General features: G+C 60.8%; 4 protein-coding genes. 1 reads left to right on the top strand and 3 read right to left on the bottom strand.

The features are described 5' to 3' along the window. The 3 genes from R6T97_RS03595 to phnG all read right to left on the bottom strand — a co-directional run. A partial coding sequence (locus R6T97_RS03595) for a carbon-phosphorus lyase complex subunit PhnI (protein WP_410347934.1) occupies positions 1-1,052 on the bottom strand: 1,052 nt, incomplete at its 3' end. Then, on the bottom strand, positions 1,052-1,654 hold the full coding sequence (gene phnH / locus R6T97_RS03590) for a phosphonate C-P lyase system protein PhnH (RefSeq protein ID WP_410347933.1): 603 nt from the start codon (positions 1,652-1,654) through the stop codon (positions 1,052-1,054). The genes R6T97_RS03595 and phnH, both read right to left, overlap by 1 nt. Then, a complete protein-coding gene (gene phnG / locus R6T97_RS03585) occupies positions 1,654-2,109 on the bottom strand; it encodes a phosphonate C-P lyase system protein PhnG (protein WP_410347932.1) in 456 nt (151 codons plus the stop codon). Before phnG ends, phnH begins: the two co-directional genes overlap by 1 nt. 81 nt (positions 2,110-2,190) lie before the next feature. Between phnG and R6T97_RS03580 the strand changes: the two genes are divergently transcribed. Further along, positions 2,191-2,605 (top strand): GntR family transcriptional regulator (locus tag R6T97_RS03580; protein WP_410347931.1); only part of this gene is annotated, 415 nt, incomplete at its 3' end.

Raw genomic sequence — 2,605 nt, 5'->3', positions numbered from 1 at the left:
GCGATGCCGGCGCGCACACGCTCCGAGGTGGGCCGTCCTGCCGCGTCCACACGCTGGCGGTCATGGATCTCCGGCGGGCCGTCCAGGCTCACGCTGACCGAGATATAAAGGACGAATTCCGCGTCTTGCGCGGGTGCACCCACGTTGTCTTCGCCCAGTTCTTCCCACCTCATAGCACGGTCGACCAGCGCCATGGAGATCGCCTTGCGCTCGGTCTGGCCAAAGACCAGACCATAACCGCGGGTGAACTGGGGTGGTTCGGTTTTCGAGCCTGTAAACTGGTTGACCGTCTCGCATTCGGTCAGTGTCACCTCTCCGATATCAATCGCAAATCCAAGCTCGGGAATATCCATTTCGACCGGCACAGCACCGATGCGCAACTCACCGACAAAAGCATGATTGCGGGCGTAGCCGCGCTGTGTTGAATAGGCGAGACCCAGAGTAAATCCCTCGTCCGCGCGGGTCAGCGCCTGAAGGCGCAAGGCGCGCTGTGCGGGCATCTCGAGCGGTTCACGGGTCAGGTCCGGTGGGGGTGTGTCGTCTTGCGGGGCTTCTTCGATCAGCCCCTCGCGGTTAAGAAAATCCGTGACATGGGGCACATCTGCCGGCTCGACCTTACGCATGGGGGCGTCTGGCACCTCGCCATCTGCCGCCAGCTTGAAATCCAGTAGGCGGTGGGTGTAGTCGAATGTCGGCCCCAGCACCTGCCCGCCCGGCAAGTCCTTGAATGTGGCAGAAATCCTGCGATCACAGGCCATTTTTCCGGTATCGACCGGCGCGGACGCACCAAAGCGCGGCAAAGTCGTACGATAGGCGCGGATCAGGAACACTGCTTCAATCAGGTCCCCGCGCGCTTGCTTGATTGCAAGTGCTGCAAGATCGGGATCATAAAGCGACCCCTCTGCCATGACACGGTTGACAGCGAGCGAGAGCTGCTCGCGGATCTGGTCCACGGATAGTTCGGCAATGCCTTTGTCACCGCGCCTCTCTTCGGCAAGCCAGGCATGCGCGTTTTCAATCGCCTGTTCACCGCCCTTGACTGCAACATACATCAGAGCACCCCGGTCACGCCGCGTGGCGTGCAAATTTCGGTTGAGCGTGGCAACGCTGCGAGCCGGTCATCACTTGTGAAGATGAAATCGAGCCCCAGCGGGAAGAGGGCGTGGTTTGCTTCAAATGCTGCTGTCTCCGGCAATGAAAGTGCCGCAGTTTCCTTGATGCCCGGGCCCCGCAAGACCGTCCCGGTTTCCGCAAACCGGTCCAATTCAACGATCAAAGTGGCAGAGCGGTCAGGGTATTCAGAGGTGCCTACCGGATAATCTGTCCGCGGTGTCAGCGCACCCCATTTGCCGATCGCGAACATGCAATGGGACGGATCGCTGAACGGGGCGCCGGTGTGAAAGGCCACCCAAGCACGGACCGCTTCGCAATCGGCTTCGCCTGCCAGATAGAGCGGCGTATCCGTATCGCACAGGGTCAGAATGACGGCTCCCGCTGCCGGTGACAGCGGCGCAGGTGGCATGGCCCCTGCAATGTCCTGCACCACGCCGGGACGGGCCATCGCTTCCATCACACTGCGAAAGGCTCGCGCTGATTGGGTCGCCGGTTCGGCAAAGCCGCCGGCCAGTGCCTCGGCGTGTATTGTGGACTGCATCAGTCTTCCCCCCGGACCATTGTAAAGAAATCAACCTTCGTGGCTGCTGCTTTGGCCGCGCGCACGCTGCGGGCAGCGGCCCGTTCTTTTTCCAGTACTGTCAGAACGCCCTGCCGCAAGGCATCTGCTGCATCTGTCTGCATCAGGGCATCCACCAAGGCTGTCGCCCCAGCGTCACCTTTACTGCGCCCCTGGATGTAGGCATGTCCCACCTCGCCAGTCGCAAGCCGAAGCGCACAGCGCGTCACGGTCATTTCTCCCAGATTGAAGGGCGCTCCGGTGGCACCGGCACGGGCGCGGACCATTGTGCTGCCGATTTCGGGCGCACGCAGCCATGTGAACGCGGGACGCGGCATTGTCGCGTCAAACAAAGCCGCAACGCGACCATTGGGGGCCTTTGCCATCAGGCTGAGCCATGATTTGCGTGGCGCATTTTCGTCAAGAGTGTCTTTCATGTCGACAACTCATCCATTTCCTATACAACTAGACATATATTACCATAATCCCCATTCTGGGCCACAGGAGATTTGTGAAATTTGCGTGACAGTGCATCCGGTAAAACCCCGATCTGGAAAGCCATCGCAGACACACTGCGCAGCGATCTGGCCGAAGGGCGCTATCGCCCTGGTGACAAGCTGCCGACCGAGGCGTTGCTTGCCGAACGCTTCGGCGTGAACCGTCATACAGTCAGGCACAGCCTGTCGGCCCTTGTCGACGAAGGGCTTGTAAGAACCCGCCGCGGCGCGGGAGCCTTTGTGGCGGCAATCCCGACAGATTATCCCATCGGCAAGCGCGTGCGCTTTCATGACAATCTCGTCGCTGCGGGCCGCGCACCCGAAAAGCTCATTCTTCATCTGACCGAACGTGCCGCGACAGAAGGCGAGGCGCGGGCTTTGGGCATCGAAGCAGGTGCGCCTGTCTGCGCTTTCCATGGCCTGTCTCTTGCCGATG

This window comes from Yoonia sp., from assembly GCF_046498525.1.
In the GTDB taxonomy this organism is placed as follows: Bacteria; Pseudomonadota; Alphaproteobacteria; order Rhodobacterales; family Rhodobacteraceae; genus Yoonia.
Note: the sequence above shows the minus strand (reverse complement) of the source record. Positions and strands in the feature narration are given on the sequence as shown.